Raw genomic sequence first — 25,930 nt, forward strand, 5'->3', positions numbered from 1 at the left:
CAAGCGCGCTCGCGCTCAGCCGTGGCTTGCCTGCTTGCGGTGGCCGTTCTCGCTGAGCCGGTCGACCCAGGCAATGCCGATCGCCGAGATGATGAAGGTCAGGTGGATCAGGACCTGCCACATCACGCCGCTCTCGGTGAAATTGCTGCGCGTGGTGCCGAGATTGCCGGCCTCGATGAAGGTCCTGAGCAGCGAGATCGAGGAGATGCCGATGATCGCCATCGCCAGCTTGATCTTGAGCACGCTGGCGTTGACGTGGCTCAGCCATTCCGGCTCGTCGGGATGGCCGTTCAGGTTCAGCCGCGAGACGAACGTCTCGTAACCGCCGACGATCACCATCACCAGGAGGTTCGAGATCATCACGACGTCGATCAGTCCGAGCACGACCAGCATGATCTGCTGCTCGCTGGCGTCGAAGGAATGCACGACGAGGTGCCAGAGCTCCTTCAGGAACAGCAGCACGTAGACGCCCTGCGCGATGATCAGGCCGACATAGAGCGGCACCTGCAGCCAGCGCGAGCCGAAGATCAGCTGCGCGAATGGGCCGATTTGCGGCCGCGGCGACGGCGCAACCAAATGTGCTTTGGGTTCAGACTTCATTGATCACTCCGGAATGCAGGCAGGACGCGTGCGCTTAGAGACTCGCGATCACGGGCGCAAGCTCGAGCGAGCCGCGATAGATCATCTCGAAGGCGACGTAAACGATGATGGCGAGACCGACATAGGCGATCCAGCGCTGCTTCTGCAGCACCCGGCCGAGCAGATCCGCTGCAACACCCATCATCGCGACCGACAGCAGCAGGCCGAAGGCCAGGATGTAGGGATGCTCGCGCGCGGCGCCCGCGACCGCGAGCACGTTGTCCAGCGACATCGAGACGTCGGCGGCGACGATCTGCACCGCGGCCTGGCCGAAGGTCTTTCGCTGCACCGGCGCGGCACCGGCCCCGCCGGCATGGCCGAACGCGAGCTCGCCCGCATGCGCCTGTTCGCGCAGTTCACGCCACATCTTCCAGCACACCCAGAGCAGCAGCACGCCGCCGGCGAGCAGAAGGCCGATCACTTGCAGGAGCTGGGTCGCGACGCCGGCGAAGGCAATGCGCAGCACGGTGGCGGCGGCAATGCCGACGATGATGGCGCGCCGGCGCTGCCCGGCCGGAAGGCCCGCGGCGGCAAGGCCAATGACGACGGCATTGTCGCCGGCGAGCACGAGGTCGATCAGGATGACCTGAAGCAGCGCAGTCAGCGCGTCAGTGGTGATGAATTCGGTCATGATTGATCATGTTTCGCTGCGGACGGATCGAGCCATCCCGGCTTCTTGCGCTCGACCCAGTCGAGGACCTTGGACCGCGAGGAGCGCAGCGCCGGCACGTCCTCGGCGAGCAGCGCAAGTCCAAGCGGCAGCATCCAGACACCGAGCACCGGCAGGAAGGAGAACACGCCGCCGACGACGAGCAGCGCGCCCGAGGGGATGCGCACCCAGCGGCTGGAGGGCTTGAGCAGATAGGTGACGGTGTCGCCCATGCGCGGTGGCAGGCGGCGGACGAGCTTGTCGAGGCGCGGGTCGCCGCCAGCCATCTGGCTGGCCGCGCCCTCGGTCCCGGTCGTAGACTCGTCCGAAGCTGTACTCATGTTCACTCCTTTGGGGCGATGCTCACCGCACCCGGCCCAACCTGCTTTGCCCGCGGCAGTACCAGCGTCAAAAGCCGCAGCAGCTTGATCGCCTGCACTTCATGGGGATGCACGTCCTCGTCCGCGGCCGCGACGCGCTCCGACAGCTCGATCAGATGCGACGACAGCGGCATGTTCGAAACCGGCCGCAGCGTATCAATCACCACATTGGCAAAATCCGGCTCCTCCAATCGTTCCGCAAGTTCGTCGAACATCGCGGACAGCCGCTCGTCGCCGATATGGGGCGCCAATCCGCGATCCCTGATGAAGCGGATCACCTCGTCGCGCTCGACCGGCGAGACACGCCGGTCGGCCACCGCGACCAGCGCGCCGGCAATGACCAACGCGGCCGCGGCCTGCTCGTTCAGGCTTGACGGCTCGGCGATCTCGAGCTCGATTGGATTTGAGTATTTTGCGTCAGACATCGTTGCACCCTTGGCTAGCGAAATGGCCGCGGAGCTGCGATGGGACGACGTGTCGGAAGGAACTCGAGAAGGCCCGACGATCGGCCGATCCATCGCATTGGCGCGGGACAGGTCATCCGACATCGCGAGGTTTGCCGACATTGGTCGACGTCCTCGCCAGAGGGGCCCGGATTCTTGTTCGCGCCAGAGATAAAGATGGGTCTGTCGGAATCAAGGCGATGCGGCTGCGACCAGCCGCCGCATCGGTTCCGTGTTGCCATGTTTGGTTAAGCAGTTGCGCACGCCGCTCCCCGGACGCGCTGCAGCGTACAACGCTGCTGCGCACCGGAAAGCCACGCGTTCCGCTGCAACATGGGCCCGGGCTCTGCAGCGCACCGCTACTGGACGATGCTTCGCATCGCCGGGGAAGCGCCGCGTCCGGGGCACGGGGGCTGCATGCCTGTTTCAACACCGTCATTGCGAGCGCAGCGAAGCAATCCAGAAGCCCTCCACGGAAAAACTCTGGATTGCTTCGCTGCGCTCGCAATGACGGCGTGTGCGCGGGAGCACCGCTGCTACCTGACAGAGCGAACCGGGCCGGTCGCAAGGCAATCTAGCAACGTCTAACAATCACTAACGGGCTAAAACCCCGATCTGGATGCAGATTGACGCTGCAGCAATCTGGAATTCGCCGGGTTGCGGAGCCGCGCTGGTTACCCGGGGGAATTGTTCATGGCCCGTCTGCTGTCCGTCAATGTCGGCCTGCCGCGCGACGTCGCCTGGCAAGGCAGAACCGTCCACACCGGCATCTGGAAGCGTCCCGTCTCAGGACGACGCAGGGTACGCCGCCTCAACATCGACGGCGACGGCCAGGGCGATACCGCGGGTCACGGCGGCGAGCATCGCGCAGTCTTCGTCTATCAGGTCGAATCCTATCGCTATTGGCAGGGCCAACTGGGCCGACCGGATCTCGTTCATGGTCAGTTCGGCGAGAATTTCACCGTCGAAGGACTCGCCGACACCGACGTGTGCATCGGAGACCGCTACAGGATCGGCTCGGCCTTGTTCGAAGTCACGCAGCCGCGCGTCACCTGCTACCGGCTCGGTATTCGCATGGACGAGCCTGACATGCCCTCGCTGCTGGTCAAGCACGGCCGGCCCGGCTTCTATTTTCGTGTGATCGAGGAAGGCGACGTCGAGGCCGGCGACGAGATCACGCGGATCACGAGCGGTCCTGAGAGCATGAGCGTGTCCGAGATCAATGCGCTGCTTTACCTGCCGCCTCATCCGCGCGAGCGCCTGGAACGCGCGCTGAAAATTCCGGCGCTGAGTCGCGGCTGGAATCATTCCTTTGCGGCGCTGCTCGAGCAGCAGAAGGACAAACCGGCTTCGGGGAACGCCGGGCTCGGGCCGGCCGCAAGCCCGCCGCCGGCCTGGCGGGGTTTCAGGCCGTTCCGCGTCGCGCACAAAATCGCCGAGAGCAGCACTGTGACATCGCTGATCCTCGAACCCGCCGACGGAGGCGCCGTCGCCACCGCCTTGCCCGGCCAGTTCGTCATCGTGCGACTCGGCCCATCCGCGATGACGCGGAGCTATTCGCTGTCGCGGCGCACCGATGCCGTGTCCTATCGCATCAGTGTCAAGCGGGAGACGCACGGCGCGGCCAGCGGTTATGTCGCCGACGAGCTCAGGTCTGGCGACGTCGTCGAGCTCGGTGCGCCGCGCGGCAGTTTTACGCTCCGGCAGGATACCCGGCCCGTCGTCCTGCTCAGCGCCGGCATCGGCGTGACGCCAGTGCTAGCCATGCTGCACGCGCTCGCCGCTGAAGGCGCGACGCGGGACGTCTGGTGGCTGCACGGCACTCGCAACGGCCGCGAGCATCCGTTCGCCGCCGAGGCGCGCGGGCTGCTCGCCCGGCTCGCTCACCATCACACCAATATCTGCTTCAGCGCGCCCGATCCGGCCGACCGTCCGGGTGCGGATTTCGACAGCACCGGACATCTGGACCGGCGCTTGCTCGAACGGCTCAACGTACCTCGCGACGGCGACTTTTATCTCTGCGGACCGGCCGCCTTCATGAGCGACCTCACGGCCAGCCTGTCGGAGTTGGGCGTCGCGTCCGATCGCATCCACACCGAGCTGTTCGGCAGCAAGCCCTCGCTAACACCAGGCATCGCCGCTGCGCCGAAAGTGCAAGCACATTTGCCGGCCGGAGCTCCCGGCCCGGGACCGATGGTGTCGTTCGCGCGCAGCGGCCTCAATGTCCACTGGGCACCATCCTATGCCAGCCTGCTCGAGCTCGCAGAGGCTTGCGACGTCCCGGTGCGCTGGTCGTGCCGCACGGGGGTCTGCCACAACTGCGAGAGCGGGCTTGTCGCCGGCGAGGTCAGCTACGTACCCGATCCGCTCGACCCGCCGGCGGACGGCAATGTGCTGATCTGCTGCTCACGCCCGCGAGGTGACATCGTGATCGATCTGTAGGAGTCATCAGCGATGGATACGGGAGAGTTTTTATGCGTCATAGCGCCCGCGCAAGCTTCGGCAGCGAAAATGCCGTCCATGAGTTCGATGATCGCGGAGAAGCGCATGCATAGCATCACGTCCTGCGCCGGCTGCGGCCATCCCCTTGTCCCGATGCTGACGGCCAAGGGCCGCGCGGAGCTGAGCTGCCTCTGGTGCGAAGGCATCGACGCGCGCGCGATGGACATGGCGAAGTGGGCGGACAGCCCGTCCGGCAAGCCCGAACGGAGCGTGCGTCAATCGTTCGAATGAGTCGTCCCGGTAGCTGAACCGACGGCGTTTGCCAGTCCCCGCGACCTGCGCGCCTGCATGTCCTTTGCAGGACATGCCGACAAATTAGACAAAATGCGCTCCTCGACCTGGCGTGCAGGCTTTGCGAACAGGGGCCGCCGGCCGGCGAACCGCGCTATCTAACCTCAGGCGCGACCTCGATTTTTCTCTCGCCGCGCGAGGCCGGAGCGCCCGCGCGCGGCGCCTCGCGCCGACTGGCCCAAAATTCGCAAGACAGCGTTACGCCGAATTCCCTGCCCTCCCTCCACAGGAGCAGCAAGATGCGTGCGCCCGGCTCCGGGATGACGGCCTCACATCGGAGAATGCCATGAACGTGCATGCTGCGGGCGATCTCAAATTCACCGGCCTCACTCGTCCGGATGGCGCACCCCTTCGCCTGAACGATCAGGACTTCGTCGCGATTGACCGCGACAAGAATGCAAAGTTCGAGGCAACCTACCGGCCGCAGGCGCTCTACAACCGCGCCAACGAGGGCTTTCACGCCAATAACGAAACTTTCCTGCTGCACGAGGTCGCGACCAACCTTCCGATCTATCGTCCGGACACCGGCCCCACCGATTTCCATTTGCATCTTCCGCCCGGCGGCTTCCAGCTCGTGCTGGTCACTTCGGGCGCGTTCACCTTCGACTATGACGGGCGCTGGTACAATGTTGGCCCCGGCGCGGTGATGCTGCAAAGCGCGATCGTGCATCGGCAGCTGTTCTACACCTGGTCGGGCCTGTCGACCGAAGAGAACCTGAAGACGCCGCAGACGGTGGTGCCCGATCCGATCTCGATGGGCTATTCGGGCAAATTCCTCGAAGCCTTCATCACCGATCCCACGACCTTTCCGAACCCCACCATTGTCGGCCCGGATCAGATCAACGAGGACGAAACGCCGCGCGTGGCCTGGAGCCATCCGCTGCATGATCGTCCGGCCGACGCCGGCTTCTGGCTTCAGGATCCCCTGGCACTGGACGCTCTGTTCAAGCCACTGACCGACGGTTCGATCAAATCGGGCATGCCGGTTTACGTCCGCGACATCGGCATCGAAATTCCGAGCGGGCATCTCGTCACCGGCCACATCATCGCCACCGACCCGCGGGGCCACGCACTTTTGCCGAAGAGCACGTCTGCCGCTGCGGACGCGACCTGTTTCGCCAAGGGCGAGGTCGTTATCTATCGCGTCATTCGCGGCACCGCCGAGTTCAAGAAGAAGTCCGGCGAGAGCTTTGAGCTCTCAGCCGGCGACGTGGTGACGGCGGGCAAGGAGTCCATCAGCCTGGTCGGCGTCGGCGAAAACACCCAGGTCCTCCGCCTCGGCCTGCTCAAGGGCATGAACGAGCTGCGCAGCTGGACGCCGACGCAGCGCGACGAGATCGACGGCCTCGCCGGCCAGATCATCACCCACAAGGACATCCGTCCCCTCCGCACCGAAGGCAAGCCGGTCGGGTACCTGTACGGGTAGGCGCTATTCCGCCGCCTGCCGCACATGGCGCGCGGTCGGGGTGCGCATGGTGACGAGCTCTTCGGCCGCGGTCGGATGCAGCGCGATGGTCGCGTCGAAATCGGCCTTGGTCGCCTTCATCTTCACCGCGATCGCCACCACCTGGGTGACCTCGGCGGCGCAATCGCCGACGATGTGGCAGCCGAGCACGCGATCGGTCGAACCGTCCACGACGAGCTTCATCAGCACGCGGGTGTCGCGGCCCGACATGGTCGCCTTGATCGGACGGAACGTCGTCTTGTAGATGTCGACGTGGCTGAACTGAGCACGCGCCTCGGTTTCCGTCAAACCGACCGTACCGACCTCCGGCTGCGAGAACACGGCCGTCGGGATGTTGGCGTGATCCACCTGCACCTCGCGCTTGCCGAACACGGTATCGGCGAAGGCATGGCCCTCGCGAATCGCGACCGGCGTCAGGTTGAACCGGTGGGTGACGTCGCCGATGGCATAGATGCTGTCGACCGAGCTCTTGGAGAAATGATCGACCGCGATGCCGCCATTCTTCGGATTGATGGCGACGCCGGCGTTCTCGAGGCCGAGACTCGCGACGTTGGGATGGCGGCCGATCGCGAACATCACCTGGTCCGAGGCGACGCTCGAGCCGTTCGACAGATGCGTGGTGAACTCGTCGCCATGGCGATCGACCTTCGCCACCGTGCAGCCGGTGAGGATGGTGATGCCCTGCTTCTCCATCTCGCTGCGGACATGGGCGCGCACGTCCTCGTCGAAGCCGCGCAAGATGTTGTCGCCGCGATAGATCACGGTGACGTCGGAGCCGAAGCCGGCGAAGATGCCGGCGAACTCCAGCGCGATGTAGCCGCCGCCCTGGATCACGATCCGCTTCGGCAGCTTCTTCAGATGAAATGCCTCGTTGGACGAGATCACGTGCTCGATGCCGGGGATCGCTGCGCCGTGGTTGGGCGCGCCGCCGGTGGCGATCAGGATGTACTTGGCCGTGATCTTCTTGTCGTCCGCTAGCAGGCGGACGGTGTGCTTGTCCTCGATCACCGCGCGGCTCTTGACGATCTGCGCGCCCGACTTCTCGACATTCGTCGTGTAGGCCGCCTCAAGACGCGCGATCTCCTTGTCCTTGTTGGCGATCAGCGTCGCCCAGTCGAAGCTCACCGACGGGATGGTCCAGCCGAATCCGGCGGCATCCTCGATCTCGTGACGGACATGCGAGCCGATCACGAACAGCTTCTTGGGCACGCAGCCGCGGATCACGCAGGTGCCGCCCATGCGGTACTCTTCCGCGATCATCACGCGGGCGCCGTGACCGGCCGCGATGCGGGCGGCACGCACGCCGCCCGAGCCGCCACCGATGACGAAGAGGTCGACGTCGAATTCAGCCATTGTCCACTCCGACCTCTTCCAGGGCGTTCCGATCAGCTACCTCTCTCAGATAGGTACTGTCAGATTTCCTTGCCACGCTTGCGCATCTCGGCGCGGAAGGCACCCATCACGGTCTCGGAGAAGTTCTGGGCCCAGGAGTTCATGAAGGCCATGCTGAGGCCGATGGCGCGAGGCTCGGCGTCAATCAGCTTCTTGCCCAGCGGCGACTTGTAGAAGGTGACGAGGTCCTTCAGCTCCTGCTCGGTGAACTCGCTGGCGTAGATCTGCGCCATGCCTTCACCGATCTCGTTCTGGCGGCCCTGGAGCTGCTGGGCCACGATCGGTGCGACCTCGTTGAGGTCCTTCTGGTAATTCAGGTTCTGCTGGATCAGCGCGATCTTGGTCTTCTCGACGAGGCCGGGCACGGCGCCCGTATACATCCCGGTGGCGTTCTTGATCTGCAGGATCTCCCTGGCCGCGGCAATCGCTGCAGGCGAGGACTTCGGCTGGGCCGGCGCGGCGGCCGCCTTGGGCTGGGCCGGTGCCGCCTGCTGTGCCATCGCCGGGACCGCCGAGACGGCGAGGCCAGCAGCAACGGCCGCGGCCGGCAACAATTTCAAAACGCTCTTCATTTCTAGTCTCCTTAGGGCTTTCGCCGTTCAATCACGCGGATTCCCCCGCCGCCCGCCAAAACGGCCGAGCTGGCCAGGCCGATGAACAATCCGTGCTCGACCACGCCGGGAATCGCGCTCAACGCCTTGGCAAGGCTGGCAGGATCCGCAATGCGTCCTAGCTGGGCATCGACGATCCAGTGGCCGCCGTCGGTGACGAAAACGTGGCCGTCCTTGGCCTTGCGGACCGCCATTTGCCCGGAAACGCCGCAGTCCGCAAATGCCTTCTCGATCGCGCGGCGCGTCGCGCCGAGCCCGAACGGGATGACCTCGACCGGCAGCGGAAACTTGCCGAGCGTCGGCACCCATTTGCTGTCGTCGGCAATCACGATCATGCGATCCGAGGCGGCGGCCACGATCTTCTCGCGCAGCAGCGCCCCGCCGCCGCCCTTGATCAGGTTGAGCTCGGGATCGATCTCGTCCGCGCCGTCAACGGTGATGTCGAGATGGTCGATCTCGTCGAGCGTGGTCAGCTTTACGCCGCAACGCTCGGCGTCGGCCCGCGTCGCCTCGGAGGTCGGCACGCCGATCACCTTGAGCCCGCCGGCCACGCGCTCGCCGAGCAGCTCGACGAAGTGCTTTGCGGTCGAGCCGGTGCCGAGCCCGAGCTGCATGCCGTCACGCACCTCTTCCAGCGCACGTGCCGCCGCCTGCCGCTTCAACTGGTCCATGTTCAATTTGCGCCCGCCTCTGGCTTGAGAGTGCCGCCGGTATAGCCGCTTGCGGCGGCCTATGTAGCCTCGTTTTCCGCGCGGGAACAGGCCCATAAGCTGATCTTATGGCGCCACCTCTTGCGCCGATCCGGCCGGCCCGATAGCGCTTGGCCCATGACCTCGTCCTCCACGATCTCCCCCTACACCCTCGTTTTCGATCTCGACGGCACGCTTGTGGATACAGCGCCGGACCTGATCACCGCGCTGAACTACGTGCTCGCCCGCGAAGGCCTGCCGCCGGTCCCGATGGCTTCCGCCCGCAACATGATCGGCGCCGGCGCCCGAAAGCTGATCGAGCGGGGGCTGGAGGCCGAGGGCCGCACCGTCACCCCAAAGGACATGGACCGGATGACGGCGGATTTCATCGCCTATTACGCCGAGCATATTGCAGTCGAATCCCGCCCCTTCGACGGGCTCGAGGCGGCGCTCGACCATTTTGCGGCGCAGGGCCATCGGCTCGCGGTCTGCACCAACAAGCTGGAATGGCTGTCCAAGCGGCTCCTGGACCAGCTCGACCTCAGCCGCCGCTTCGCGGCGATCTGCGGCGCCGACACCTTTGGCGTCCAGAAGCCCGATCCGACCATCTTCCGGGAGACGGTGGCCCGGGCCGGCGGCGACGTGAAGGCCAGCATCATGGTCGGCGACGCCGGAACCGATGTCGGGGTTGCCCGGCGGGCCGGAGTTCCCGTGATCGGGGTCAGCTTCGGCTACACGGACGTGCCCATCGCCGAGCTGAAGCCGGACCGGCTGATCCATCACATGCGCGACCTGCCGGCGGCCGCCAGCAGCCTGATGACCGCCTAGGGGTTCGGCAAGGCCCTGAAACTCCAGTAAAAAGGCGACGCTACCCCCGCATTAATCAACTGTTAACCATGCGCGGCGCGCCGGTTGCCCGCCCCCCGCGACGCCCCTATGGTCCGCGCGGGGATGTGGCGGTTCGCCGCAGTCAATGTGGGTGGTTCATGCGTCGTGTGATCGCGATTGCGCTGGCGGGAGCGAGCCTCCTGGGGGCAACAAGTCTTGGCGGCTGCTCCTCGATGTCCTGGGACATGTTCAAGTCAGCCCCGCCGACCGTTCAGGTCCGGCTCGAATCCAATCCCCCCGGCGCTGACGCCACCACCTCGCTCGGCCAGGGCTGCAAGACCCCCTGCTCGGTGTCTGTTCCCGCGCCTGACGCGCCGTTCACGGTCGCCTTCGCGCTGCCCAAGCACCAGCCGGCGAGCGTGTCGGTGAACGTGGTCAAGAATCCCGGCGATTTCACCACGCCCGCCTCGGTCACCACCGATCCGAACCCGGTGTTTGCGGAACTGCAGCCGGCGGTGCCGCCCAAGCCAGCGAGGAAACCGCACCGGCCGAAAAAGCCGAAGCCGGCCGCGACCGCCGCGGCACCGGCCGACGCGGCACCCGCCGCAGGCTCGCCGTTCCCCGATCCGAACGCGGGTAAACGCTGATCCAAAGGTGCTGAGTTACGTATGCCACCCGATTGTCCTTGACGCGTCCGATGCTTAGATTGCTTCCAGAGCACCGCTGAAGCAAAGGTGCGCCCGCCGCCGTAAGTGACAAGGCATTTGGTATGAACGGATCTTCTGCGAATCCCCGCGCAGCGCTGTCGAGCGCCATGACCGATCCGTTCGGGCGGACCATCACCTACCTGCGTGTCTCCGTCACCGACCGCTGCGACCTGCGCTGCTTCTACTGCATGTCGGAAGACATGACGTTTCTGCCCAAAGCGGACCTGCTGACGCTGGAGGAACTCGACCGGCTCTGCTCGGCCTTCATCGCCAAGGGCGTGAAGAAGCTGCGCCTCACCGGCGGCGAGCCCTTGGTCCGGCGCAACGTGATGACGCTGGTGCGCTCGCTGTCGCGGCATCTGACGAGCGGCGCCTTGAGCGAGCTGACGCTGACCACCAACGGCACCCAGCTCGCGAAATACGCAAAAGAGCTTGCCGATTGCGGCGTCCGCCGCATCAATGTCTCGCTCGATACGCTCGATCCCCAAAAATTTCGCGAGATCACCCGCTGGGGCGAGATCGACAAGGTGCTGGAAGGCATCGAGGCCGCGCGGGCCGCTGGGCTAGCCGTCAAGATCAATGCGGTCGCGCTGAAGAACCTCAACGAGGACGAGTTGCCCTCGCTGATGCGCTGGGCCCACGGCAAGGGCATGGGCCTGACCTTGATCGAGGTGATGCCGATGGGCGAGATCGGATCGGGCCGCATCGACCAGTATCTGCCGCTGTCGCTGGTGCGCGCGCGGCTCGCCCAGCAATTCACGCTGACGGATTTAGCGGAGAGCACCGGCGGACCGGCGCGCTTTGTCAGCGTCGCCGAGACCGGCGGCAAGCTCGGCTTCATCACGCCGATGACCCATAATTTCTGCGAATCCTGCAACCGGGTGCGCATCACCTGTACCGGAACACTGCACACCTGCCTCGGGCACGAGGATGCGTCCGATTTGCGCAAACCCCTGCGTGCGTCGAGCGACGATATGCTGCTTGCGGATGCGATCGACCGCGCCATCGGGCTGAAGCCCAAGGGGCACGATTTCATCATCGACCGCCGCCACGACCGCCCCAGCGTCTCCAGGCACATGAGCGTCACCGGAGGCTGACCGGATTCGCGCCACGGTCGCCAACCTAAGCTTTTGACTGCGCGTCAATTTGTCCATTTTCCGATTGACGGCGCGTTGGCCCGCTGGTTTGGTGCCAGCGCCTTTGCTTGCCCGGCAGCATAAGCCGGCCCCGCCCCTTTTGGCGGTCGCGGTCAAGACGGCAAGGCACGAGGGGAGGACGGACGCCGCAATCGCTTTCGGAAAACCGATTCCTGCGGCCGCGTGCTTTTCGCACGCCGGCCTGGCGATGCGCGCTGAAGCCTCCCGTGAAGTGTTTGGCCGCGACGGCGACGGAGAAAAAGTAAGATGCGTCCATTGCTGGCGGTGAGCAACGCCATCGACCTTCTCAACGAGAAGATCGGCTACGTCTGTAACCTCCTTGTGCTTCTGTCCTGCCTGGTCAGCGCGGCCAACGCCATGATCCGCTACGCCTTCAGCTACTCCTCCAACGGCTGGCTGGAGATGCAATGGTACATGTTCGCGATCCTGGTGATGTTCGGCGCCTCCTACACCTTCAAGCGCAACGAGCACGTCCGGGTCGAGATCTTCTATCTGCTGCTGTCCGAGCGCGGCCAGCTCCTGCTCGACCTGATCGGCACGCTGTTCTTCCTCATTCCCGCCTGCCTCCTGCTCGCCTATCTGTCCTGGCCGTTCTTCATGCAGGCCTATGACGTCGGCGAGATGTCCGGCAACGCCGGCGGCCTGATCCGCTGGCCGATCAAGTTCGTGATTCCCGCCGGCTTCGTCCTGCTGGCGCTCCAGGGTATTTCCGAAGTCATCAAGCGTATCGCGGCTCTCCAGGGCTATGTGACGATCGACGCCAAGTACGAGAGGCCGACCCAATGATTACGCTGGAAATGATGCCGCCGCTGATGTTCGGCGGCCTGGTTCTGGCGATGCTGATCGGCTTCCCGGTGGCGTTCACGCTCGCCGCGGTCGGCCTCTCCTTCGGCTTCCTCGCCATCCATCTCGGCTTCTTCGACCTCAACTTCCTGCAGGCCATTCCCGGCCGTGTGTTCGGCAGCGTGCTCTCCAACGAGCTGCTGCTGGCGATCCCGTTCTTCACCTTCATGGGCTCGATATTGGAGCGATGCGGGCTCGCCGAAGACATGCTGGATTCGATGGGCCAGCTGTTCGGCCCGGTTCGCGGCGGCCTCGGCTATTCCGTGATCATCGTCGGCTTCATCCTCGGCGCCATCACCGGCACGGTGGCGGCGCAGGTGATCGCCATGGCGCTGATCTCGATGCCGGTGATGATCCGCTACGGCTACAACATGCGCTACATCACCGGCGTGCTGGCCGCCTCCGGCACCATCACGCAGCTGGTGCCGCCCTCGCTGGTCCTGATCGTGCTCGCCGACCAGCTCGGCAAGTCGGTCGGCGACATGTATCTCGGTGCCTGGGGCCCGTCGGTGTTCCAGATCATGCTGTTCGCCGGCTACACCTTCATCCTCGGCCTGATCAAGCCGGGCCACGTGCCCGCGGTGCCGAAGGAAGCGCGTACGCTGACCGGCTGGGCGCTGTGGAAGAAATGCCTGATGGGCATCATCCCCTCGGCCGTGCTGATCTTCGTCGTGCTCGGCACCATGATGATGGGCCTTGCGACGCCGACGGAAGCCGGCGCCATGGGCGCGGTCGGCGCCATCGTGCTCGCCGCGATCCACCACAAGGACTTCACCTCGACCGACCGCAAGGTTCTGGTCATCGGCGTGATCGCCGCCGGCATCGGCACCATCGTCGCGATGCTGTTCAGCGAGAATTTGATCTTCAAGCTCGCCTTCGCGGTGACTTATCTCGCGGTGGCGTGGATCTGCTTCCAGGCCGCGCGCATTCCTGACCTGCGCGACCTCATCAAGCAGGGCTACGAGTCCACCATGCGCCTCACCTGCATGGTCACCTTCATCCTGATCGGCTCGACCTGCTTCTCGGTGGTGTTCCTCGGCGTCTCCGGCGGCGTATGGCTCGAACATCTCCTGACCTCGCTGCCCGGCGGCGTCTGGGGCTTCCTGATCTTCATCAACCTCTTCATCTTCTTCCTGGCCTTCTTCCTCGATTTCTTCGAGATCGCCTTCATCATCCTGCCGATGATCGCGCCGATCGCGCAGAAGATCCTCGCGCCCGTGGTCGGACCGGACGCGGCGCTGATCTGGTTCGGCGTGATGCTGTGCGTGAACATGCAGACCTCGTTCCTGCATCCGCCGTTCGGCTTCGCGCTGTTCTACCTGCGCGGCGTCGCACCGAAGGAAGTGAAGAGTTCCGACATCTATTGGGGCGCGATGCCCTGGATCGGCCTGCAGATGATCATGGTGCTGCTGGTGATCATCTTCCCGTCCGTGGTCACGGGCCTGCTCGACAAGCCGCTCAACGTCGACCTCGACAAGGTCAAGATCGAGGTCCCGCAGATCGAGCTGCCGCCGCTGGATCTCGGCCCGCCGCAGAAGTAAGTGCGCGCTTTTCTTCCTTCTCCCCTTGTGGGACAAGGTGGCATGGGCGGCCTTCGGTCGCCTTTCTTAAGAACGCCGAAGCAAAGCTTCGGCTATGCGCCGGATGAGGGGTTGTCTCCGCGAGCTCAAGTGAGAGTCGGACTCGCGGAGAGAACCCTCACCCGGCTTCGCTATCGCGAAGCCACCCTCTCCCACAGGGGGGAGAGGTGTTTCCCCGCCGCGTGACAAGCGTCGCGAAGACGGGCATACCGGCCCATCCTCCAATCGATGGACTGCCGCGCATGCCCCGATCGCACCCTGTTCCCTCGCTCGTTGCTCCCTTGATCGCCTCGCTGTGGCTGGCATGTGCCGCCACCGTCACCCACGCCGAGCCGGTGGCCGATCTCCATGCGCTTGCACAGAAGGAGCAGCAGCCGCTGCTCGACACGCTGCGCGATCTCGTCGGCATCGAATCCGGCAGCAGGGACCTCGACGGCCTGAACCAGATCGCCGCCCGGGTGGCCGACCAGCTCAGGCAACTCGGCGGCACGGTGGAGATCCTGCAGCCCACCGACATCTATCGCCTCGACGACACGCCCGAGAAGATCGGTCCGGCCGTGCACGCCACCTTCAAGGGCACCGGAGCTAAGAAGATCATGCTGATCGCCCACATGGACACGGTGTACCTGAAGGGCATGCTGAAGGACCAGCCGTTCCGCATCGACGGTGACAAGGCCTATGGCCTCGGCATTGCCGACGACAAGCAGGGCGTCGCGCTCATTCTCCACACCGTGGCGATGCTGCAGAAACTGAACTTCAGGGAGTACGGCACGCTCACGGTGCTCACCAATGGCGACGAGGAGATCTCCTCGCCCGGCTGGCGCAGCACCATCACGAAATTCGCCTCGGATCAGGACGTGGTGTTCTCGTTCGAAGGCGGTGGCTCCGACGGCACGCTGCGGCTCGCCACCAGCGGCATCGGCTCGGCCTATCTCACGGTGCAGGGCAAGTCGTCGCATGCGGGCTCACGGCCCGAGGGCGGCATCAACGCGCTCTACGAGCTGTCGCACCAGGTGCTCCAGATGAAGGACCTGTCCAAGCCCGAGCAAGGCCTGAAGCTGAACTGGACTGTCTCCAAGGCCGGCACCAACCGCAACGTGATCCCGGCCGAAGCCACGGCCCAGGCCGATGCGCGCGCGCTCAAGGTCACGGATTTCGACGAGCTGGAAAAAGCGCTGCAGGCGAAGATCAAGAACCGCCTGCTGCCCGATTCCAGGGTCGAGCTGAAATTCGAGGTGCGTCGCCCACCGCTCGAGGCCAACGACGCCTCGCGCCGCGTGGCGGCCTACGGCAAGACCATCTATCAGGAGCTCGGAATGTCGCTCAAGGTCGACGAGAAGGCGACCGGCGGCGGCACCGACGCCGCCTTTGCCGCGCTCAAGACCAAGGGCGCCGTGGTCGAAGGCATGGGCCTCTCGGGCTTCGGCGCGCATTCCAACGATGCCGAATATGTGAAGCTCGACTCCATCGTGCCGCGCCTCTACCTGACCACGCGCATGATCATGGATCTGTCCAACGGCAAGGTGAAATAATCCTCTCGCCGCCGCTCTCTTCCCTTCTCCCCTTGTGAGAGAAGGTGGCAGAGGCGGCACACGGCTGCCTTCTTAAGAACGCCGAAGCGAAGCTTCGGCTATGGCGCCGGATGAGGGGTTCTCTCCGCGCAATGAACTCGCAGTCGGACTCGCGGAGAGAACCCCTCACCCGCCTCGCCGCTAATGCGGCGAGCCACCCTCTCCACAGGAGAGAGGGTGCAACGTCAATGCCGCGCCATCTTCGACGCGACGTCGCCGCCTCCCTCCGCCAATCTGAACCGCAGCGTGAACTCCGCCCCGCCCCCCGGAAGGTTCTCCACCGCCACCGTCGCGGCGTGATCTTCGGCAACGCCGCGCACGATCGAGAGCCCGAGGCCCGCGCCGTCGCTGCGCTGGCGATCGGCGCGCCAGAAGCGCTGGAAGATCAGGTCGCGCTCGGCATCGGCAATGCCCGGACCGCAATCGCGGACACGTACCGAACCGTCCTCGCCGACTTCGACGTCGACCGAGCTGTCCTTCGCGGTGAACTTGATGGCGTTTTCGGCGAGGTTGAAGATCGCGCGCTGGAGCATCTCGGCATTGCCGTGGATCAGCACCGGCGCATCGGCGCCCTTCAGCGCGATGTCCTTCTGCTGGGCGAGCGCGAACGGCGCGATCGACCCGACCACCTCGGTGCAGACGGCGCGCAAATCGGCGGTCTCGCCGGGATCGAGCACCAGCGTGTCGAGCTCGGCGATCTCCAGCAGCTGAGCGACGATGCGGCTCATGCTCTCGATGTCGGCATGCAGCGCCTGTCTTGCCGCGCCGTCATGCAGCGTCTCGATTCGCGTGCGCAGGATCGCGAGCGGCGTGCGCAATTGGTGCGCGGCATCCGCGGTGAACTGGCGCTGCACGCGAAAGCCGTCCTCGAGGCGATCGAGCGCCTGGTTGACGGCGGTGACGAGCGGCATGATCTCGCGCGGGATCTGCTCGGTCGGCAGGCGGATGTCGGTGCGCGCCGGGCCGATATTGCTGGCCTCCTCAGAGGCCTTCCACAGCGGCGCGATCGCGCGGCGGAAGATGATGATGTCGGTGGCGAGCAGGACCAGCAGGATCGGGATGGTGATCCATCCCACCCGGCGGAAGAAGTTCGAGATGATGTCGTCGATGATGACGTCGCGATGCGAAAGGTCCTCGGCGACGCGGATGCGCACCGTCTTGCCCTCGATCACGCGGCTGACGCCGGCACCGGAAATCGTCTCGGACAGACGCGGCGGCGCGAAGTCGCCGCTCTTTCGCCGCGAGGAGAACAGCACGCGTCCGTCCTCGTCGCGGATATCGTAGAGGTACCGGCCATAGGCTTCCGAATAGAGCCCCCTGAGACTGTCGGGCAGGTTGAACGTCAGGCTGCCGTCCGCCTGCGGGACGATGCGCTCGGCGAGCACTTCGGCCTGGGCACGCATCGCGTCGCGATGGAGCTGATCGACCTCGGAGTTGAGCAGCCAGAACAGCACCAGCGGCAGGAAGATCGCGACCACCGCGACGGCGACGATGTGCAGGAACACGATGCGCCAGATCAGCGATTTGAACGTCGGCCTGGCGGATGACCGGGCGGCGAACACGCTATTTCTCCTCGGCCATCAAATAGCCGACGCCGCGGATGGTGTGGATCACGACCCTCGCGCCGTGCTCGGCGAGCTGCTTGCGCAGCCGCGAGACGTAGACCTCGACCGCATTGGAGGCGACCTCGCCTTCGAGGCCGAAGATGTGGTCCTCGACGTTTTTCTTCGGCACCACCCGCCCCTGCCGGCGCAGCAGGATTTCGAGCACCGAGGTCTCGCGCGCGGAGATGATCCGCGGCTGGTCGTCGACGAAGATCTGGCGGCTTTCGGTATCGTAGACGAGATTTGCCAGATGCAGCGAGCGGCCGAGCAGCTGGCCCGGCCGGCGCAGGATCGCCTCCAGCCGCGCCACCAGCTCCTCCATCGCGAACGGCTTTGCGAGATAGTCGTCGGCGCCGCTGCGCAGGCCGCTCACGCGATCCTGCAGGCCGCCGCGCGCCGTCAGCACCAGCACCGGCAGCGGTTCCATCTGCCGACGCAGCTCGCGCAGTACCGACAGGCCGTCGCCGTCGGGCAGCCCGAGGTCGAGGATCATCGCGGCATAGCTGACGCTGCTCACCGCCTCGCGCGCCTCGGCCGCGCTGCCCACGATGTCGCTCTCATAGCCGGCCGCCGACAGCCCGCTGGCCACGAGCCGCGACAGCTCGGCATTGTCCTCGACGATCAGGAGCCGCATCGCATGTCCGCAATCATACTCACCACACGGCTCGCGCCGCATCTTCGCTCTCTTCCACCATCCGCACGGTTTCGGCCAGCAAAAAGGCGGGCTCGCCCGCCTTTTTGTGCCCTGTCAGGCTCATGTAAGCCGCAGTCTACACCGCTGGAAGCGCCACGCCTGTCAGCTCGCTGAGTCCCGCGATGAGCGCGTCCTGGAATGCCGGGTCTGCCGCCTCACCGGCCGGCTGCTCCTGCCTGAGGTGATGCCAATAGCGGCCGCTCACTAGCGCGGCCGGCTCTTCGCTGACGGCGAGCCAGGACTGCGTACGCTGTCCGGTGTCGAGATCCACGGGGGCGCCCGCACCACCCATTCTGGTGCGCACCCAGCCGGGATCGACCGCATTGCTCAGCACGTGCGGCCAGCGCCGCGCCAGTGCGTAAGCGAGCGCGACCGCGTGCAACTTGCTTTCGGCATAGGCCTTCGCCGCATCCCAGCTTCGCCGGGTCCAGTCGAGGTCGCGCAATGAGCCCTCGCCGCCGCGATGCAGGCCGCTGCTGAGATAGACCAGCCGCTTCGGCCGCGCGATCTGGGCCGTCAGCATGTACGGCGCCAGCGTGTTGATCGCCAGCGTGCCGGCATGGCCCTCCGCCGTCGCGCCGCGGCTCCGCTCGGTGTAGACTCCGGCATTGTGGATGATCGCATCCATCCGTCCGATCGCGTTGACCTGGTCCGCGATGCCCTTCGTATCCGCCGCGCTCCTGAGGTCGCCGATCACAATGCCCGCGGCATGCGCGGCGAAGTCCGCGACCGCCGCGGCGCGCTCAGCCGATCGCGCGTGCAGCACCACGCGGTGTCCCTGATCGAGCAGCGATTGCGCCGCCGCCCGGCCAAGACCATCCGTGCTGCCCGTGATGAAGACGATCGCCATGCGCCGCTCCCTGATTCCTGGCGGAGCGCAGCCGGACATAGCGGCTCTGCGCGCCTATCCCTGCGATATTGTTCGTCGCTGATGACGTCGGAGACGGTATCGCGGGAGCATGCCCCTCGCCAAGAGGACTTACACGCCTGCCTGCAACTGACCTCTTTCGCTCCGTCCCTCGAAATAGGCGCAAAGCTGGGTCGTGTCCTTTTGGGCGATGGATTTTCGAAAGAGCTGGCACCTGAAATGCCGGTCCTTTCCCTCTCCTCTCTCGATCAGGAACATGCATTCGGTGCAAATGTCGGCATGATGGCGGCGCTTGCCGACATCGAGCCCGTCGAGGACACTGCGAAGCGTATCGCGCAGCCGGAATTGATCGGTGACGTCGAGTGCTACGAGCCGATCTCGCAGGGCGTTCATCGGATCACGCTTGAGGAATTTCTCGCCTTCCTCCGTGAGACAGAGCGCAATCGAGCGCTTGTCCTCTGCAAACGGCTTGCGGGCCACCAAACCCTTGCTCTGCAGCGCGGCGGCAATCTGCGATGCGGCGCTGCGGGTCGTCCCCAGAAAATTGGCAAGGGCGCTCGGCGTCCTCGAAAACTTGTTTGCGCGGGCGAGATAACGCAAGGCCATCCATTCCCGATCGCTCAGCCCCGAAAGGCTGCCTTCAAAAATCCAACTGTCGGCCGATCGTACCAGAAGCTTTAGAATCTCAATTGCCATTGTCACTGATAAGTCCCCAGGCAACGGCCGTCCTGGCATCCCGATCAGGGATCGAGATGCCGCCGTATTCGATGAAGGTTGAATTCCCGTCGGGACTTGTTGGGTCCGGTAGACCGTCCCGTGAAGCCTGAACGGCGGTGATGATTCCGCCGCGGCTTCAGCCCGATTGCTGGATTCCGATAGCCTGATCGTTCCGCAAAAGGAACACCGAAAAAATACGTATCGCGCTCATATCGGGATGGCGGGCATCAAGCCCCGCGTCCGAATCACGGCGCACACCGTCAGCTGCTGACTCTAGGTCGAGCCGATGTGGTGCGTCCGAAATGCCCCTCTGAGTTGAGCCAGCTGGTCGTGTGTCGCTCCCAGCTCTGCGTCGGGCCGTCCCGTCGGCACGTCCATGTAGGCGATCGGCTGATCGAACTGGCTCGCCGTGAAATCGTACCGCTTGCCTTCGATCCGGTTGTAGAAATGGTCGCCGGCCGGCAAAGGCGTCTTCAACAAGTCGCCGCCGAAGAGTTCGTGGATCAGCAGCGACGTGACGTTGCACTGCCCCGCCGCCGGATTGTCCTCCGTCCATTGGCTCGCCGTCGACAGCGACCATGCCTTGCGCAGCGCGCATTGAACGTCGTCGGGATCGAAGCGCATCGCAGCTCCAATGATCAGGCCGAACCAAGATTTCGGATTATGCGATTATCGCTTTCTACCACTGTTTTGCCCGACGAGTCAAAACGGACTCATTGCTCGGCTGAGCCCCAACTCCACCCGCTCGTCATTGCGAGCGTAGCGAAGCAATCCAGAGTCTTTCCGCGGAGGGGTTCTGGATTGCTTCGCTACGCTCGCAATGACGACCTGGAAAAAGAGGCGCGCCAAATGACGATCTCGGTCGTGCCAAGCAAAAATCGCCGCGTCGGCAACGGCCGCGCCATGATTGCCCCGTCGCGTTGATTTCTCCTTACATGTCAAACGATTAGCCACGTCTCCAGGCAACGTCCCCTGACCCCGTGTCTACTGTGCATGGGGTTGTTTTCGATATTTTTTGTTTGGCCCTTCGGACGCGTCGCAGCAAAGAAAAAGCCCGGCCTCTTCTGGAGGCCGGGCTTTCCGCTTTTGCGACAGGTTCGAAAGATCAGCCGCGGGTGCGCGAGCGGATCATGAAGCTGTCATAGGTGTATTCAGCGACCTGCCACCACAGATATTCGTCGGAGCGGTAGGCCTGCATGGCGTCGATCGACTTCTTGAAGTCGGGGTTCTTGGCCGAGATCTCCGCCCACAATTCGTTGGTCGCCTTGAGGCAGGCTTCCAGCACCTCGTTGGTGAACGGACGAAGCTGGGTGCCGCCGGCGACCAGACGCTTCAATGCCGACGGGTTCTGCATGTCGTAGCGCGCGGCCATCCAGCTGTTGGCGTTGGCCATCGCGTTGGTGAGGATTGCCTGGTAGTTCTTCGGCAGGCCGTTCCACTTGTCGAGGTTGATGAAGGAGTGGACGGTCGGACCGCCTTCCCAGAAGCCAGGATAGTAATAGTACTTGGCGACCTTGGCGAAGCCGAGCTTCTCGTCGTCATAGGGGCCGACCCACTCGGCAGCGTCGATCGTGCCCTTCTCCAGCGCCGGATAGATGTCGCCGCCGGCGAGCTGCTGCGGCACCACGCCGACCTTCTGGAGCACCTGGCCGGCGATGCCGCCGATGCGCATCTTGAGGCCCGAGAGATCGGCAACTGTCTTGATCTCCTTGCGGAACCAGCCGCCCATCTGGGTGCCGGTGTTGCCGCAGGGGAAGCCGATGACGTTCGACTTCTTGAAGAACTCGTTGGCGAGCTCGTTACCGCCGCCCTGATAGAGCCAGGAATTCTGCTGCCTTGCGTTGAGGCCGAACGGCACCGAGGCGAAGATCGCGTAGGTCGGGTCCTTGCCGACATAGTAGTACGAGACGGTGTGGCACATCTCGACCGTGCCGTTCGAGGTCGCGTCGAGCGCCTGCAGGCCAGGGACGACTTCGCCAGCAGCGAACACCTGAATCTGGAACTTGTTGTCGGTCATCTCGGCGACGTACTTCGCCACCTGCTCGCCGCCGCCATAGATGGTGTCGAGCGACTTCGGGAAGCTCGACGTCAGGCGCCACTTGATCTCGGGCGAGGACTGCGCGATCGCCGGCGAGGCCACAGCGGTCGCCGCCGCGCCTGCTGCCGACACTTTGAGAAAATCACGACGCTTCATCTTCAGGTCTCTCCTTGCTGGGGCGTTTCCCCTTAACTTCTCTTTTGCCGCCGCTCAGTCCGCCGACGCGCTCGGGCCGCGTCGAACCGAAGGGGCTTGACTGCCGTGGGCGTTTAACACGGAAGGGGCGCTTTCGGAACGCGACAATGGCATGACGGGGCTCTACGAAAGTCGCATGCCCGGGGGCCGCAGGCCGGCTCAGGCCGCGGCGATGACACCCTTGAGCTGGTCCCGGACCTGCTCTGCAATGGCGCGGTAGATCGCCGCATGAGGACCGTCTGGCTCGCTGTCGACGACGGGATTGCCGGCGTCCGACGTGGCGCGAATCGCCATGTGCAAGGGGATCTCGCCGAGGAACGGTACGCCAAGCTTCTCGGCCTCGTGCCGAGCCCCGCCATGGCCGAAGATGTCGGATTTCGTACCGCAATGCGGGCACTGGAAATAGCTCATGTTCTCGACGATGCCGAGCACGGGCACGTTGACCTTCCTGAACATCGCAAGCCCCCGCCGGGCGTCGATCAGCGACAGGTCCTGCGGGGTCGAGACGATCACGGCACCCTTCAGCGGCACGTTCTGCGCCAGCGTGAGCTGGGCATCGCCGGTGCCGGGCGGCATGTCGACGACGAGCACGTCCAGCGTACCCCACGCGACATCGCGTAGCATCTGCGTCACCGCCGACATCACCATCGGGCCGCGCCAGATCATCGCGGTTTCCTCTTCCACCAGGAAGCCGATCGACATGATGGCAAGTCCGAAGCGCCGGAGCGGAATCATCTTGCGCTCGCCATCCAGCTCCGGCTTGTCGTGCAGGCCCGTCAAGCGCGGCACCGAGGGGCCGTAGATGTCGGCATCGAGCAGCCCGACCTTGAGGCCGAGGTCGCGCAGGCCGAGCGCCAGATTGAGCGCGGTGGTCGATTTGCCGACGCCGCCCTTGCCCGAGGCGACCGCGATCACCGCGGCGACGCCCGGAATCTCCGACTGCCGCGCCATCGGCGACTGGGCGCCGCCCTGCGGCGGCGGCTTGTGGGCATGGACCGGCTGCACGCCCGGCGTGCCGCGGCTCGGCTGCGGAGGCGGCGGAGGTGCGGAGCCGGGCTTGCGTTCGGCGGTCAGCGCCACCATCACGGTGGTGACGCCGGGAAGGCTGCGCACCGCGGCCTCAGCCTCGCCCCGGATGGGCTCCCAGGCCCGCGCCTCGGCGGCATCGACATTGATCGAGAAGAACACCTTGCCGTCGGAGGCGCTGATCGGGCTCAGCACATTGGCATTGGTGAGCGCAACCCCGCGCGGCGACTTGATCCGGGCGAGGCTGTCGAGAACCTGTTGCTGCGTCACGCTCAAAGCGCATCTCCCAAACGGGGCATGATCCGGTCAGATCAGGCCCAAGGCTTCAGGATGCCCCATTAGAGCGGAAACGACCAAAAGGCTACTGCCTGCCGATATCGTCAGCCATCTCGGCGGGCGCGGCGCCCTGCTCCAGGGCCGCCTCGTAGTTCAGCTCGATCATGACCCCGTTGGGGTCGTGGACGAAGATCTGCCAGAGGTCGCCGCCGGGCACCTGGCGGGAGTCGAATTTCATCCCTTTGGACGTCAGTCGCTGCTTCATGCCGTCGAAGCCGCGGCTGACGAAGGCGACATGGTGGACAACGCCGGAATCCGGCTTTTGTGGCTCCGAGGTCGGCGAAATATCGACGAGGTGCACCACCGGCTTGCCCTCGCTGTACATCCAGGCCCCCGGGAAGGCGAAATTGGGCCGGGCGCCTTTTTCCAGGCCCAGCACGTCCTCGTAGAAGCGGACCGTCTCGGCCAGATTCCGGGTCCGGATGTTGAAATGATCGAGGACGCCAACGCTCACGCCGCCCAAGCCCGATGCCATGTTTCGCTCCCTTGTTTTGAAGTCCTTGGAGTCCCGCCATCCTAGCACAGGGGGCCGCCAAACGAAGCCGTTGCCCTCCGCCCCTAACGGTTTATGGTGCGCCCGTTCCGCCCCAAGGCGGAACCTCAAGGACCCCCGGCTGGGGCCCCTCGCCCGGCTGCAACCGTAAAACTCAAGCTACGGACACACACATGGCTAAAGTCGCTTTCCTCGGTCTCGGCGTGATGGGCTTCCCCATGGCTGGACACCTCGTGAAAAAAGGGGGCCATGAGGTCACCGTCTACAACCGCACCGCGGCCAAGGCGAAGGAATGGGCGGACAAGTTCGGCGGCAAGACCGCGGCCACCCCGAAGGCGGCCGCCGAGGGCCAGGATTTCGTGATGTGCTGCGTCGGCAACGACAACGATTTGCGCTCGGTCACGATCGGCGCGGATGGCGCATTCGCCGGGATGAAGAAGGGTGCCACCTTCGTCGACCACACCACCGCGTCCGCCGAAGTCGCGCGCGAGCTTGATGCGGCCGCCACCAAGGCCGGCTTCAAGTTCATCGACGCACCCGTGTCCGGCGGCCAGGCCGGCGCCGAGAACGGCGTGCTGACCGTGATGTGCGGCGGCGCCGAGGATGTCTATGCCGGCGCCGAGCCGATCATCACCGGCGCCTATGCGCGGATGTGCAAACTGCTCGGGCCCGCCGGAAGCGGCCAGCTGACCAAGATGGTCAACCAGATCTGCATCGCAGGCCTGGTGCAGGGTCTCTCCGAGGGCATCCATTTCGCCAAGAAGAGCGGCCTCGACGTCGCCGCGGTGATCGAGACCATCTCGAAGGGCGCCGCGCAGTCCTGGCAGATGGAGAACCGCTACAAGACCATGAACGAGAACAAGTACGATTTCGGCTTTGCGGTCGAATGGATGCGCAAGGACCTCTCGATCGCGCTCGCCGAAGCCCGCCGCAACGGCGCCAATCTGCCGGTGACCGCACTGGTCGACCAGTTCTACGCCGAGGTCGAGAAGATGGGCGGCAAGCGTTGGGATACGTCAAGCCTGCTCGCCCGCCTCAATCGCTGATAGCTGACGACCTGAAACCATCTTGCTGATCGCGATCGCCGCTATCTTCGTCCTCGCCTACGCGGCGATCGCGCTCGAGCACCCGCTTCGCGTCAACAAGAGCGCCTCCGCGCTGCTCGGCGCGGGGCTGCTGTGGACCATCTACGCTGTCGCGACCGGCGACCACGCGCTGGTCGGCCGCCAGCTCGACGAATCCGTCAGCTCCACCGCACAGATCGTCTTCTTCCTGATCGGCGCCATGACGATCGTCGAGGTGATCGACGCCCATGACGGCTTCGAAGTCATCACCTCCCTGATCCACACCACGAGCCAGGTCACCCTGATCTGGCTGATCGGCTTCGTCACGTTCTTCCTCAGCGCGATCCTGGACAATCTGACAACCACGATCGTCATGATCTCGCTGATCCAGAAGCTGATCGCCCGCCGCGACGACCGCCTGCTGTTCGCCTCCCTCATCGTCGTCGCCGCCAATGCCGGCGGCGCCTGGACCGTGATCGGCGACGTCACCACGACCATGCTGTGGATCGGCGGCCAGATCACGCCGCTGAAGATCATGAGCGCAGTGTTCCTGCCCTCGCTGCTCAATCTGCTGCTGCCGCTCGCCTTCATCAGCTTCTCGCTCAGGGGCAAGACCATCGCGCCGCCGCCGAAGGATAATGGCCTCCTGGCCGTCGCCCGGTTCGAGCGCAATCTGATGTTCTATCTTGGGCTCGGCACGCTGATCGCGGTGCCGGCCTTCAAGGCGGTCACGCATCTGGCGCCGTTCATGGGCATCCTGTTCGGGCTCGGCGTGCTCTGGCTGGTCGGTGAGATCGTGCATCGCCACAAGGACGAGCACGTGCGCCAGCCTCTCACGCTGGTGCACGCGCTGACCCGGATCGACATGGGTTCGGTCGTATTCTTCGTCGGCATCCTGCTCGCTGTCGCCTGCCTCGAACACGCCGGCCTGCTCTCGATGCTTGCGCGCTGGCTGGATACGGCGATCGGTCGCCAGGACGTCATCGTCGTCGTGCTCGGCCTGCTCAGCGCCATCATCGACAACGTGCCGCTGGTCGCGGCGACCATGGGCATGTACGACCTCGCGCATTATCCGCCTGACAGCTTCATCTGGGAGTTCATCGCCTATTGCGCCGGAACCGGCGGCTCGATCCTGATCATCGGCTCGG

General features: G+C 64.8%; 26 protein-coding genes and 1 pseudogene. 12 read left to right on the top strand and 15 right to left on the bottom strand.

What is annotated here, in order from left to right; translation table 11 throughout:
* Positions 1-15 precede the first annotated feature (15 nt).
* The 4 genes from A5906_RS26555 to A5906_RS26570 are packed head-to-tail and all read right to left on the bottom strand — an operon-like array spanning position 16 to position 2,093.
* A complete protein-coding gene (locus A5906_RS26555; protein WP_080138183.1) occupies positions 16-600 on the bottom strand; it encodes a TIGR00645 family protein in 585 nt (194 codons plus the stop codon).
* Between the two features lie 34 nt (positions 601-634).
* Positions 635-1,270: a TerC family protein gene (locus tag A5906_RS26560; protein ID WP_080138184.1), complete on the bottom strand. Its 636-nt coding sequence runs from the start codon at positions 1,268-1,270 to the stop codon at positions 635-637.
* Positions 1,267-1,629: a hypothetical protein gene (locus tag A5906_RS26565; RefSeq protein ID WP_080138185.1), complete on the bottom strand. Its 363-nt coding sequence runs from the start codon at positions 1,627-1,629 to the stop codon at positions 1,267-1,269. Before A5906_RS26565 ends, A5906_RS26560 begins: the two co-directional genes overlap by 4 nt.
* Positions 1,630-1,631: 2 nt before the next feature.
* The gene (locus tag A5906_RS26570) at positions 1,632-2,093 is read right to left on the bottom strand and encodes a TerB family tellurite resistance protein (protein ID WP_080138186.1); all 462 of its coding nucleotides are present in this window, start codon (positions 2,091-2,093) and stop codon (positions 1,632-1,634) included.
* 711 nt (positions 2,094-2,804) lie between these two features.
* Here A5906_RS26570 and A5906_RS26575 point away from each other — a divergent pair.
* The 3 genes from A5906_RS26575 (at position 2,805) to A5906_RS26590 (ending at position 6,330) form a co-directional block, all read left to right on the top strand.
* Positions 2,805-4,553: an MOSC and FAD-binding oxidoreductase domain-containing protein gene (locus tag A5906_RS26575; RefSeq protein ID WP_080138187.1), complete on the top strand. Its 1,749-nt coding sequence runs from the start codon at positions 2,805-2,807 to the stop codon at positions 4,551-4,553.
* 105 nt (positions 4,554-4,658) lie between these two features.
* A complete protein-coding gene (locus tag A5906_RS26580) occupies positions 4,659-4,844 on the top strand; it encodes a hypothetical protein (protein WP_080138287.1) in 186 nt (61 codons plus the stop codon).
* 346 nt (positions 4,845-5,190) lie between these two features.
* Positions 5,191-6,330 carry a hypothetical protein gene (locus A5906_RS26590; protein ID WP_080138189.1) on the top strand — a complete coding sequence of 380 codons (1,140 nt, stop codon included), beginning with the start codon at positions 5,191-5,193 and terminating at the stop codon, positions 6,328-6,330.
* Positions 6,331-6,333: 3 nt separating this feature from the next.
* On the opposite strand, the gene gor is transcribed toward A5906_RS26590, so the two are convergent.
* The 3 genes from gor to rpiA are packed head-to-tail and all read right to left on the bottom strand — an operon-like array spanning position 6,334 to position 9,049.
* On the bottom strand, positions 6,334-7,722 hold the full coding sequence (gene gor / locus A5906_RS26595) for a glutathione-disulfide reductase (RefSeq protein ID WP_080138190.1): 1,389 nt from the start codon (positions 7,720-7,722) through the stop codon (positions 6,334-6,336).
* A gap of 59 nt (positions 7,723-7,781) precedes the next feature.
* The gene (locus A5906_RS26600; protein ID WP_080138191.1) at positions 7,782-8,333 is read right to left on the bottom strand and encodes a DUF2059 domain-containing protein; all 552 of its coding nucleotides are present in this window, start codon (positions 8,331-8,333) and stop codon (positions 7,782-7,784) included.
* An 11-nt stretch (positions 8,334-8,344) separates the two neighbouring features.
* Positions 8,345-9,049, bottom strand: coding sequence for a ribose-5-phosphate isomerase RpiA (rpiA, locus tag A5906_RS26605; protein WP_136615496.1), 705 nt, complete (start codon positions 9,047-9,049; stop codon positions 8,345-8,347).
* A 150-nt stretch (positions 9,050-9,199) separates the two neighbouring features.
* Between rpiA and gph the strand changes: the two genes are divergently transcribed.
* From gph to A5906_RS26635, 6 genes are all read left to right on the top strand, one after another.
* Positions 9,200-9,889, top strand: a complete 690-nt coding sequence (gene gph, locus A5906_RS26610; protein WP_080138193.1) for a phosphoglycolate phosphatase — start codon at positions 9,200-9,202, stop codon at positions 9,887-9,889.
* 158 nt (positions 9,890-10,047) lie between these two features.
* Positions 10,048-10,536: a hypothetical protein gene (locus A5906_RS26615; RefSeq protein ID WP_080138194.1), complete on the top strand. Its 489-nt coding sequence runs from the start codon at positions 10,048-10,050 to the stop codon at positions 10,534-10,536.
* A gap of 122 nt (positions 10,537-10,658) precedes the next feature.
* The gene (gene moaA / locus A5906_RS26620) at positions 10,659-11,693 is read left to right on the top strand and encodes a GTP 3',8-cyclase MoaA (RefSeq protein ID WP_080138195.1); all 1,035 of its coding nucleotides are present in this window, start codon (positions 10,659-10,661) and stop codon (positions 11,691-11,693) included.
* A gap of 306 nt (positions 11,694-11,999) precedes the next feature.
* Positions 12,000-12,539, top strand: a complete 540-nt coding sequence (locus A5906_RS26625; RefSeq protein WP_080138196.1) for a TRAP transporter small permease subunit — start codon at positions 12,000-12,002, stop codon at positions 12,537-12,539.
* Positions 12,536-14,137, top strand: a complete 1,602-nt coding sequence (locus A5906_RS26630; RefSeq protein ID WP_080138197.1) for a TRAP transporter large permease — start codon at positions 12,536-12,538, stop codon at positions 14,135-14,137. The genes A5906_RS26625 and A5906_RS26630 overlap by 4 nt, the downstream gene beginning before the upstream one ends.
* 281 nt (positions 14,138-14,418) lie before the next feature.
* Positions 14,419-15,708 (top strand): M20/M25/M40 family metallo-hydrolase, encoded by a 1,290-nt coding sequence (locus A5906_RS26635; protein WP_080138198.1) that lies wholly within the window; start codon positions 14,419-14,421, stop codon positions 15,706-15,708.
* Between the two features lie 224 nt (positions 15,709-15,932).
* On the opposite strand, the gene A5906_RS26640 is transcribed toward A5906_RS26635, so the two are convergent.
* The 5 genes from A5906_RS26640 to A5906_RS26660 all read right to left on the bottom strand — a co-directional run bounded on the left by A5906_RS26640 (position 15,933) and on the right by A5906_RS26660 (position 20,254).
* Entirely contained in the window at positions 15,933-17,309 is a 1,377-nt protein-coding gene (locus tag A5906_RS26640) for a sensor histidine kinase (protein ID WP_080138199.1), read from the bottom strand.
* A gap of 1 nt (position 17,310) precedes the next feature.
* The gene (locus tag A5906_RS26645) at positions 17,311-17,985 is read right to left on the bottom strand and encodes a response regulator transcription factor (RefSeq protein WP_080138200.1); all 675 of its coding nucleotides are present in this window, start codon (positions 17,983-17,985) and stop codon (positions 17,311-17,313) included.
* Between the two features lie 136 nt (positions 17,986-18,121).
* Positions 18,122-18,895: an SDR family NAD(P)-dependent oxidoreductase gene (locus tag A5906_RS26650; RefSeq protein WP_080138201.1), complete on the bottom strand. Its 774-nt coding sequence runs from the start codon at positions 18,893-18,895 to the stop codon at positions 18,122-18,124.
* Positions 18,896-19,024: 129 nt separating this feature from the next.
* A complete protein-coding gene (locus A5906_RS26655; protein WP_080138202.1) occupies positions 19,025-19,609 on the bottom strand; it encodes a MarR family winged helix-turn-helix transcriptional regulator in 585 nt (194 codons plus the stop codon).
* Between the two features lie 294 nt (positions 19,610-19,903).
* A complete protein-coding gene (locus A5906_RS26660) occupies positions 19,904-20,254 on the bottom strand; it encodes a YunG family protein (RefSeq protein ID WP_080138203.1) in 351 nt (116 codons plus the stop codon).
* Between the two features lie 177 nt (positions 20,255-20,431).
* Here A5906_RS26660 and A5906_RS46005 point away from each other — a divergent pair, with 177 nt between their 5' ends.
* Positions 20,432-20,554 carry a hypothetical protein gene (locus tag A5906_RS46005; protein ID WP_283807730.1) on the top strand — a complete coding sequence of 41 codons (123 nt, stop codon included), beginning with the start codon at positions 20,432-20,434 and terminating at the stop codon, positions 20,552-20,554.
* Between the two features lie 181 nt (positions 20,555-20,735).
* Here the strand turns inward: A5906_RS46005 and A5906_RS26665 are convergent, their stop codons facing one another.
* The 3 genes from A5906_RS26665 to A5906_RS26675 form a co-directional block, all read right to left on the bottom strand.
* Positions 20,736-21,824: a TRAP transporter substrate-binding protein gene (locus A5906_RS26665; protein WP_080138204.1), complete on the bottom strand. Its 1,089-nt coding sequence runs from the start codon at positions 21,822-21,824 to the stop codon at positions 20,736-20,738.
* Positions 21,825-22,022: 198 nt separating this feature from the next.
* Complete coding sequence (locus A5906_RS26670; protein ID WP_080138205.1) at positions 22,023-23,165, bottom strand: Mrp/NBP35 family ATP-binding protein; 1,143 nt, start codon at positions 23,163-23,165, stop codon at positions 22,023-22,025.
* A gap of 85 nt (positions 23,166-23,250) precedes the next feature.
* A complete protein-coding gene (locus A5906_RS26675; RefSeq protein WP_245326907.1) occupies positions 23,251-23,700 on the bottom strand; it encodes a VOC family protein in 450 nt (149 codons plus the stop codon).
* 167 nt (positions 23,701-23,867) lie between these two features.
* Here A5906_RS26675 and A5906_RS26680 point away from each other — a divergent pair.
* Positions 23,868-24,764 (top strand): annotated as a pseudogene (locus A5906_RS26680) (NAD(P)-dependent oxidoreductase); the annotation flags it as partial.
* A gap of 22 nt (positions 24,765-24,786) precedes the next feature.
* Positions 24,787-25,930, top strand: a 1,144-nt coding sequence (nhaD, locus tag A5906_RS26685) for a sodium:proton antiporter NhaD (protein WP_245326908.1), incomplete at its 3' end; no start/stop codon positions are given.

Origin of the sequence: Bradyrhizobium sacchari (assembly GCF_002068095.1) — a bacterium.
In the GTDB taxonomy this organism is placed as follows: domain Bacteria; phylum Pseudomonadota; class Alphaproteobacteria; order Rhizobiales; family Xanthobacteraceae; genus Bradyrhizobium; species Bradyrhizobium sacchari.

What these genes read in the sequence shown, in the direction of transcription:
- A5906_RS26555 (WP_080138183.1), bottom strand. Translation starts at nt 600, where the DNA reads ATGAAGTCTGAACCCAAAGCACATTTGGTTGCGCCGTCGCCGCGGCCG.
- A5906_RS26560 (WP_080138184.1), bottom strand. Translation starts at nt 1,270, where the DNA reads ATGACCGAATTCATCACCACTGACGCGCTGACTGCGCTGCTTCAGGTC.
- A5906_RS26565 (WP_080138185.1), bottom strand. Translation starts at nt 1,629, where the DNA reads ATGAGTACAGCTTCGGACGAGTCTACGACCGGGACCGAGGGCGCGGCC.
- A5906_RS26570 (WP_080138186.1), bottom strand. Translation starts at nt 2,093, where the DNA reads ATGTCTGACGCAAAATACTCAAATCCAATCGAGCTCGAGATCGCCGAG.
- A5906_RS26575 (WP_080138187.1), top strand. Translation starts at nt 2,805, where the DNA reads ATGGCCCGTCTGCTGTCCGTCAATGTCGGCCTGCCGCGCGACGTCGCC.
- A5906_RS26580 (WP_080138287.1), top strand. Translation starts at nt 4,659, where the DNA reads ATGCATAGCATCACGTCCTGCGCCGGCTGCGGCCATCCCCTTGTCCCG.
- A5906_RS26590 (WP_080138189.1), top strand. Translation starts at nt 5,191, where the DNA reads ATGAACGTGCATGCTGCGGGCGATCTCAAATTCACCGGCCTCACTCGT.
- gor (WP_080138190.1), bottom strand. Translation starts at nt 7,722, where the DNA reads ATGGCTGAATTCGACGTCGACCTCTTCGTCATCGGTGGCGGCTCGGGC.
- A5906_RS26600 (WP_080138191.1), bottom strand. Translation starts at nt 8,333, where the DNA reads ATGAAGAGCGTTTTGAAATTGTTGCCGGCCGCGGCCGTTGCTGCTGGC.
- gph (WP_080138193.1), top strand. Translation starts at nt 9,200, where the DNA reads ATGACCTCGTCCTCCACGATCTCCCCCTACACCCTCGTTTTCGATCTC.
- A5906_RS26615 (WP_080138194.1), top strand. Translation starts at nt 10,048, where the DNA reads ATGCGTCGTGTGATCGCGATTGCGCTGGCGGGAGCGAGCCTCCTGGGG.
- moaA (WP_080138195.1), top strand. Translation starts at nt 10,659, where the DNA reads ATGAACGGATCTTCTGCGAATCCCCGCGCAGCGCTGTCGAGCGCCATG.
- A5906_RS26625 (WP_080138196.1), top strand. Translation starts at nt 12,000, where the DNA reads ATGCGTCCATTGCTGGCGGTGAGCAACGCCATCGACCTTCTCAACGAG.
- A5906_RS26630 (WP_080138197.1), top strand. Translation starts at nt 12,536, where the DNA reads ATGATTACGCTGGAAATGATGCCGCCGCTGATGTTCGGCGGCCTGGTT.
- A5906_RS26635 (WP_080138198.1), top strand. Translation starts at nt 14,419, where the DNA reads ATGCCCCGATCGCACCCTGTTCCCTCGCTCGTTGCTCCCTTGATCGCC.
- A5906_RS26645 (WP_080138200.1), bottom strand. Translation starts at nt 17,985, where the DNA reads ATGCGGCTCCTGATCGTCGAGGACAATGCCGAGCTGTCGCGGCTCGTG.
- A5906_RS26650 (WP_080138201.1), bottom strand. Translation starts at nt 18,895, where the DNA reads ATGGCGATCGTCTTCATCACGGGCAGCACGGATGGTCTTGGCCGGGCG.
- A5906_RS26655 (WP_080138202.1), bottom strand. Translation starts at nt 19,609, where the DNA reads ATGGCAATTGAGATTCTAAAGCTTCTGGTACGATCGGCCGACAGTTGG.
- A5906_RS26660 (WP_080138203.1), bottom strand. Translation starts at nt 20,254, where the DNA reads ATGCGCTTCGATCCCGACGACGTTCAATGCGCGCTGCGCAAGGCATGG.
- A5906_RS26665 (WP_080138204.1), bottom strand. Translation starts at nt 21,824, where the DNA reads ATGAAGCGTCGTGATTTTCTCAAAGTGTCGGCAGCAGGCGCGGCGGCG.
- A5906_RS26675 (WP_245326907.1), bottom strand. Translation starts at nt 23,700, where the DNA reads ATGGCATCGGGCTTGGGCGGCGTGAGCGTTGGCGTCCTCGATCATTTC.